General features: G+C 64.4%; 7 protein-coding genes and 2 pseudogenes. 3 read left to right on the top strand and 6 right to left on the bottom strand.

Going from position 1 to position 6,281, the window contains the following annotated elements:
- Nucleotide 1: 1 nt before the first annotated feature.
- The 4 genes and pseudogenes from HCK00_RS16320 to HCK00_RS16335 all read right to left on the bottom strand — a co-directional run.
- Nucleotides 2–994: pseudogene (locus HCK00_RS16320) on the bottom strand (RHS repeat-associated core domain-containing protein); the annotation flags it as partial.
- A 378-nt stretch (nt 995–1,372) separates the two neighbouring features.
- Nucleotides 1,373–2,143: a hypothetical protein gene (locus HCK00_RS16325; protein ID WP_311765350.1), complete on the bottom strand. Its 771-nt coding sequence runs from the start codon at nt 2,141–2,143 to the stop codon at nt 1,373–1,375.
- 900 nt (nt 2,144–3,043) lie between these two features.
- Nucleotides 3,044–3,382, bottom strand: a complete 339-nt coding sequence (locus HCK00_RS16330) for a hypothetical protein (RefSeq protein WP_168102685.1) — start codon at nt 3,380–3,382, stop codon at nt 3,044–3,046.
- Between the two features lie 9 nt (nt 3,383–3,391).
- Nucleotides 3,392–3,604 (bottom strand): hypothetical protein, encoded by a 213-nt coding sequence (locus HCK00_RS16335; protein ID WP_168102686.1) that lies wholly within the window; start codon nt 3,602–3,604, stop codon nt 3,392–3,394.
- A gap of 69 nt (nt 3,605–3,673) precedes the next feature.
- Here HCK00_RS16335 and HCK00_RS28825 point away from each other — a divergent pair, with 69 nt between their 5' ends.
- The 3 genes and pseudogenes from HCK00_RS28825 (at nt 3,674) to HCK00_RS28835 (ending at nt 4,734) form a co-directional block, all read left to right on the top strand.
- Nucleotides 3,674–3,919 carry a helix-turn-helix domain-containing protein gene (locus HCK00_RS28825; RefSeq protein WP_168102687.1) on the top strand — a complete coding sequence of 82 codons (246 nt, stop codon included), beginning with the start codon at nt 3,674–3,676 and terminating at the stop codon, nt 3,917–3,919.
- Between the two features lie 108 nt (nt 3,920–4,027).
- Nucleotides 4,028–4,075 (top strand): annotated as a pseudogene (locus tag HCK00_RS28830) (hypothetical protein); the annotation flags it as partial.
- 146 nt (nt 4,076–4,221) lie between these two features.
- A complete protein-coding gene (locus tag HCK00_RS28835; RefSeq protein WP_240965618.1) occupies nt 4,222–4,734 on the top strand; it encodes an IS630 family transposase in 513 nt (170 codons plus the stop codon).
- A 65-nt stretch (nt 4,735–4,799) separates the two neighbouring features.
- On the opposite strand, the gene HCK00_RS16350 is transcribed toward HCK00_RS28835, so the two are convergent.
- Complete coding sequence (locus HCK00_RS16350; RefSeq protein WP_277348246.1) at nt 4,800–5,198, bottom strand: Imm50 family immunity protein; 399 nt, start codon at nt 5,196–5,198, stop codon at nt 4,800–4,802.
- A gap of 20 nt (nt 5,199–5,218) precedes the next feature.
- Nucleotides 5,219–6,281: HNH/endonuclease VII fold putative polymorphic toxin (locus tag HCK00_RS16355; protein ID WP_240965619.1), on the bottom strand; the 1,063-nt coding region annotated here is incomplete at its 5' end.

Here is a 6,281-nt window from a genome sequence, read left to right on the forward strand (position 1 = left end):
CTCATCTGATCTGCACTCCCGGGGCCAGATTGCCGAACTTGCCAGGGATCCTGCCCTCCACGATGTCCTCGTGGGTAACCGGCTTACCAGGGTCCGACGGACTGCCACCGAGCGCCCTCGCACCGGATTCACCCTTGATGCCCGACTCTCCGTACGCCGTGATGGCCTGGCCCTGCTTGGAGCCGGGCCCGTACACCACGGCAATGTCATTGTCCTTCCGGAAGAGGAAGTTTCCTGCTTGGCCCGATGACTGGTACACGGCATCGGGGTTCTTCAGGATTTCCAGGACTCGTTCGTCGGTGAAGGCGTGCCCCGTGTCCCCGTGGTAATCGGCGTGTTTCTTGAACCCGCCGTTCTCTGCCCTCTCCACGATGCCGTCCAAGATCTTGTCGATCCGCTTCTGTGCCTTCTCCTCCTTCGGGTACTTGGGCATCAGCCCCAGCGGGTCCGACGCGGTGTTCGGGTTGTCCACGTAGCCGAGGGGATTCGGTGCGGGAGCGAGGCCGAGGGGGTCGATGCTGGTGTAGCGGGCGGTTTCGGGGTCGTAGTGGCGGTAGTAGTTGTGGTGGAGGCCGGTTTCGGGGTCGTGGTACTGGCCGGGGAAGCGGAGGGGGGTGTAGGTGGTGCTGTGGCGGGGCCAGGTGGTGGTGCCCCAGAGGGTGGTGCGGGTGTGCCAGGCGATGTCGCCGGTGGTGTCGATGAGTTCGGTGGGGGTGCCGACGAGGTCGGTGATGATGGCGAAGAAGCGGGTGTCGATGACGTGCTGGGGTGCGTCGGTGGCGGTGATGCGTTCGGTTTGGGTGATGGGGCGGTGGCCGTCGTGGTCCCAGGTGAGGGTGACGGGGTGGGGGAGGTCGGGGGAGGTGGTGGTCTGTTCGGCGAGGGTGGTGCCGTCCCAGGTGAAGAGGGTTTCTTCGGCGGTGGTGCCGTCGGGGGTGAGGCGTTGTTTGGCGGTGCGGCGGCCGAAGGGGTCGTAGCACTCGGTCCAGTTCGTGGCGTGGACCGCTGTCACCCGGCCGGCCGGGTCGAGGCCGAAACGGCGTAGGCCGCCGGCCATGGGGTCGTCCATGGCGGTGAGGTGGCCGTCCGGGCGGTAGGTGTGGGCCCGGTGCCGGCGGACCTCGGCAGTCTCCGCCGTCCCGCCGGGGAGAGCGGCCGGTGTCGGATTCGGGGCGGGTCGGGATGCCGGGGGCCGGTGCGGATACGGGATCAGCAGGCCGTCGGCGGCGACGTGAAGGAAGCCGACGGGGTCCACTTCCAGCCGTTCGTCGACGGTGGAGGTCCACGACGGGCTGAGGAACCGTCCGGGGGTGCAGCCGGACTCGGTGCGGCGGGTGAAGGCGACTGGGGTGGCCCCGCCCTGCGGCTGCTGTCACCAGTTTCCGTAGTCCTCGGCCAAGTCGGCGATGGGGGAGAGCAGGGCTTCGACGCGGTGACGGTCCTCGTGCTGTGCGCGCAGGGCTTCGTGGACGGCGCGGAGGTGGGAGAGGGCGGAGGGTTTCCGTTCCCGCACTTCATCGAGCACCGGGGTGGTGACGATGTCCATGCATGCGGTGAACAGGAGGCGGGTGGCCGAGGCGGGAGGGTGGGGACTGGTGGGGGTGAAGCCGCTGGTCAGGTACCGCACGGGGTCGGTGAGGCTCCAGCCGACGACGGTGCCGTGCTGGACGAGGAGTGCGACGTCGGGGGCGATGCCGATGCGGGCTTCCAGTGGCTCGTCGAGCACGTCGAGGTCGCGCAGGCAGGTCAGTGCGGTGTCCCCGGGGGCGCGGCAGAGTTCGGAGGTCGTCTCCAGGTGGAAGTCCCGGGCCTCATCCGCGCGAAGACCGCCCGGGCGGACGGGAGGCGTGGTGGGAACGCGGGCACACTCTTCAGCCGGAGCGGATTCGTAGGGCAGACGGAATCCGGCGCCGACCAGCTCCAAGCTCTCCGGGTCGAACCGGAGTTCGTCAGGATCGTCCCAGAGCCATTCCTGGCTGCCGAAGGTCGCCGCGAGGAACCGCTGCCATTCCACCACGTCGGCGTACTCCGCGATGCGCACGCATTGGCCCGGGAAGTCGAAACGTGGGGGGATGTGCAGCGGTTGGTCTGTGACCGTGCCATTCCTGTCGCCGCCGAGGGTGAGTTTCATGGTGAGTGCCACCTCATCGATTCTGCGCACCACTCGCTGAATTCGTCGCCAATGCGGTATCGCTTCCTGAACGATGTCCATACGCTGTAGCGGAACCGGGCCCAGGTCCTGCCGCCAAGTACCCTCACCCAGGATGCGGGCGCGACGGAGAGCCGCCAGGGCAGGCCCGCCTGACGCGTCGGCCAGGGCCCCCCACGGTCCTACTCCCTTTCCGCTGCACGCCGCTTGAGGTCCTCTGCATACACGTCCCCAGTCGGGCCCGAGGGACATCAGGTCGGCGGCAGCCTCCCGTAGGACCTGCGGGTCATCGGGACGCTGGAGTACGGCCAAGCGGAGGGAGGGCCATCCAATCCTCCGTCAGTACTCCTCATTGAGCATAGCCAGGATCTCCTCGGCTGTTGCGAAAGTGAGCTTCTCGATAAATTATCGGGCCCGCCTCGCCAGCCTGTTGTGCATCGGAGTTTTCGATTGCCTGGCTCAAGTGTTTTGCTGCATTGGTCGGGTCTGGCATTACGCGCTTCTCCTGTCGGGGCGTAGGTGCCCGCGGGGATATCGGATTCTGGCCCAGGTGAATATCGGCGGGGCGTTTGAAAGTGGCGATTCCGGCGAACGGGGCCTAGTATCCTGAGTCGTAGACGCCGTATCCCCCTTCATGAATCCGACACCACCCCATCTCGTCAATTCTTGTAGAGATCACGCGCTTCCGCCTCCCCGTAAAGAACGACTCCCAGAACCCGTTGCGAGGCCAGGCGGCAGACTGGATCAACATACTGGTGAATTGCCATTCCGGCGCCGTGGCGTCCGGCCCGCCGCCTCCACTTTCGCCAAATTTCCGCTATGACTCTCCAGTCGAAAGTGGATCTGGGCCCGGTCCGGCGCAAGTTGCCAAAACCTGGGTGCGCACAAAAACCCTCAACGGTCCGCACCCACCCGAAACCCGCAAATGTAGATGAAATCCAGCGGATCACGCCTCTCCTTCGTGCCTTCGTCGATCCGGCGAAGGATCTCTTCCTTGCTCAGCTCCCATCGCTCAATGTCGCGATCTGGTCGACTGCTAATTTCCCCGACTTCGACACCCCGGTCAATCATTGCCCCGATGAGCTTCAAAGCTGCAGCTCGGACCTGCGGAATGCTGGCACCCTCACCCGCAACGATTTCCGCCGAATCCCATACGGGGACGAAATAGAGGATCCCCATCTTGGCGTATTCATAGAGGTATTCCAGCTCTTCCCTGAAAGGGTCTACGGGCATTTCAAGGCCTCAATCGTGGACAGCGTGGAAATGCATGAATCCAAGCGCATATTGCAAATCCCCGGTGAAGTCAATGGTCGCATCTCCCTTCCCTCCGGAGGGGCTGAAGTTGCGGTAATTGATATTGCCGTTTTCCGGTTTCCACACTTCGATACTCCCTTTCCCGGGAGTCTCCCTAACTGTTTCTGGATCACCCAGGCTGCGACGGATCGACGTGCTCACGTCCGTTATTTGCTGAGGGCTGACCCTCCTATTGATCAGAAACGGTTTGGGTTGGGGCGTTGGGCGGGTGTGAGCGATCTGGTGGGGGACGCGCGGCATCTGTCGCCGTCGGCGCAGGAGGCCCTGCGGCTGCGGGCGGTGGCCGCGCTGGTGGCGGGACGGGGCCGCGAGGACGTGGCGGCGGTGTTCGGCGTGTCGCTGAAGGCTGTCGACACGTGGTGGGCGAAGTGGCAGGCCGGCGGGCGGGAGGCGCTGGTCATGCGCCCTCGCGGCAAGCCGGTCGGTGTGCACCAGGTGCTGGGGGAGGCCGAGTAGGCCGCGGTGCGGCAGGCGGTCCTCGATCACCGGCCCTGTGGCGTGGGGCTTTCCGGTCAGGTATGGACGCGGCGGCTGGTGGGTGAGCTGATCGTGAAGCTGTACCGGGTGCGGCTGACCGAGGTGGGGGCGGCCAAGTACCTGAAGAGGTGGGGGCTGTCCTTCCAGCGGCCGGACGAGCGGGCCGTCGAACAGGGCCCGAATGCTGTCCGGCGCCGGTATCAGGAGACCTGGCCCAAGATCCGCTCGAAGGCGAGGAGGACGGCGGGGAGATCCTCTTCGCCGATCGGGTCGGCATCCGCTTGGACCAGGTCACCGGCCGCACCTGGGGTGAGAAGGGGAAGACACCTGTGGTGCGGCGGAGCGGGAACCGGTTCTCGGTCGACGCCATGTCGGCGATCAGCACCAAGGGCCGGATGCACTTCATGGTCTTCACCGAGAGCTTCACCGCCGAGGTGATGTGCCGCTTCCTGGACCGGCTCGCCGGCCACTTCGGCCACAAGGTCCATCTCGTGGTCGACGGGCATTCCGTCCACCGCTCCAAGAAGGTCCGCGGTCGGCTCGCCACCCGTCCCAATGATGTCGAGCTGCACTTCCTGCCCCCGTACTCGCCCGAGCTGAACCCCGACGAGCTGGTCAACGCGGACCTCAAGCACAGCCCGCCCAAACAGCACCGGGCCCGCGACCAGGTCGAACTCGCCACTGAGACCCGACGCTTCCTCCGCAGACGCCAGCGTCAGCCCCACACCGTTCGCGGCTACTTCGGCGGCCCGCATGTCCGCTACGTCTTGGACGAGAACCCCATGAGTTTCTGATCAATAGCGGCAACTGGCCGTCTGCGGAAACAGAGGCTCGGCCCGGCAACCGACAAGGCGTTTTTTCACCCTGCAGGCTCCTCGTCCGCGTGAGCCTGCATGCGCAAAATGTGAACAGAATCGGCAGTCGCACTAACATTGACTTCCGGGGATCGGACTTCCAGTGAAATTTTTTCTCCTCTCCGGAGAGAAATATCAACTACCGGGTTTACCGAGATCCCCGCCATTCGCACCGAGTCAACGCCTCCAAAATACAGTTCTACGTGCACAACGTTGAAACCCTGGGCAGACCACTTCTTAGGAGGATTTTCCGGGTAGGCTGCAAGGTCCAGACGCAGGCGCATGGACGGACCTTCCCTGTTCACCGACACTTCGAACAACTTAACGCCCTGCAGAGGAGGCACCAAACCTCCGTAGACACTGCGGACGCCTTCCGGATTGAGTAGAACCTCGGTCCAATCCATCAAAATGAGCCAGCCTCTCGCTAATACTCGTAATGTTGAGCCGTGCCGCCAACTTTACCCGTACGAGGACGGTCGAAAGGCCTGACATTAAAATGAGACCCTTGATCCCCAACGCCCCCTTCGCCAAATTGGTGCCCTGCGGAATGATCTTGGATTATGACCTTATCCCCACCCTCTCTTGTGAATATGTACTCTCGGGTGAAGATCATAGACCCATCGTCTGTCATGATTCGACGTCCCCAACGGTCGGTCATGCTCACCTTCTCCAGAAGGTCAGGCTGTTGAGCCATCGGAATCCCAAGATCCCGTTTCGCTTCGCGAAATGCCGCGTTTCTGCTCGGCAGTATTTTATGCGAAGGTGTTCCGTCACATTCCGGTGCGAGTCCTAGTGGGTCGACCCACATGTGAGGGTTACTGACATAAATGATTGGGTTTGGCGCCGGATCGATACCCAGGGGGTCGATGCTGGTGTAGCGGGCGGTTTCGGGGTCGTAGTGGCGGTAGTAGTTGTGGTGGAGGCCGGTTTCGGGGTCGTGGTACTGGCCGGGGAAGCGGAGGGGGGTGTAGGTGGTGCTGTGGCGGGGCCAGGTGGTGGTGCCCCAGAGGGTGGTGCGGGTGTGCCAGGCGATGTCGCCGGTGGTGTCGATGAGTTCGGTGGGGGTGCCGACGAGGTCGGTGATGATGGCGAAGAAGCGGGTGTCGATGACGTGCTGGGGTGCGTCGGTGGCGGTGATGCGTTCGGTTTGGGTGATGGGGCGGTGGCCGTCGTGGTCCCAGGTGAGGGTGACGGGGTGGGGGAGGTCGGGGGAGGTGGTGGTCTGTTCGGCGAGGGTGGTGCCGTCCCAGGTGAAGAGGGTTTCTTCGGCGGTGGTGCCGTCGGGGGTGAGGCGCTGTTTGGCGGTGCGGCGGCCGAAGGGGTCGTAGCGGTAGCGCCAGTGGGTCCCGTCCGGGGTGACCACTGCGGTGAGGCGGTCTTCGGCGTCCCAGTGGTAGTGCCAGGTGTCGGGGGTGCGTGAGGGGCGTTTCTTCTGGCGGAGGGTGATGCGGCCCTGGGCGTCGTGTTCGTAGCGGATGTGGCCGGCG

Source organism: Streptomyces zingiberis (assembly GCF_012034935.1).
Classification (GTDB): Bacteria; Actinomycetota; Actinomycetes; order Streptomycetales; family Streptomycetaceae; genus Streptomyces; species Streptomyces zingiberis.

Bases quoted from the DNA above. Each gene is read 5' to 3' on its own strand.
- HCK00_RS16330 (WP_168102685.1), bottom strand. From the start codon at position 3,382: ATGCCCGTAGACCCTTTCAGGGAAGAGCTGGAATACCTCTATGAATAC.
- HCK00_RS16350 (WP_277348246.1), bottom strand. From the start codon at position 5,198: ATGGATTGGACCGAGGTTCTACTCAATCCGGAAGGCGTCCGCAGTGTC.